Origin of the sequence: Pseudomonas sp. Kh14 (assembly GCF_900291005.1) — a bacterium.
GTDB lineage: Bacteria > Pseudomonadota > Gammaproteobacteria > Pseudomonadales > Pseudomonadaceae > Aquipseudomonas > Aquipseudomonas alloputida.
Genome location: NZ_OLKJ01000217.1, coordinates 1 through 250, shown reverse-complemented (window position 1 = coordinate 250; position 250 = coordinate 1). Strand labels below are relative to the sequence as shown.

Here is a 250-nt window from a genome sequence, read left to right as displayed (position 1 = left end):
CTGGTAGTTGTCACCGCTGGGCAGGAATTCGCGGAACTGCTGCTGATTCAGGCCTGCGATCACAATGGTGAACTTGCTGCTGCGTGACTCGATGCTGTCGCCAACCAGGAAGTTGTTGCCGAGTTGGTAGTTTCTGGCCCCCAGGCAGTTGCGTTGGGAAGTGGGAATCGAGACGGTGCGCTTTTCGAATTCGCGGATGGCAACCTGCTGGAGGTCGAAGCAATGCGCGATCATGCCGGCTACCATGCCG

1 protein-coding gene is annotated in these 250 nt (G+C 58.0%); it reads right to left on the bottom strand.

Annotated features, from left to right (window positions below; translation table 11 throughout):
* On the bottom strand, positions 1–234 hold a 234-nt coding region (locus FQ668_RS27885; RefSeq protein WP_256677689.1), incomplete at its 3' end, for a type VI secretion system baseplate subunit TssG.
* Between the last annotated feature and the right edge of the window lie 16 nt (positions 235–250).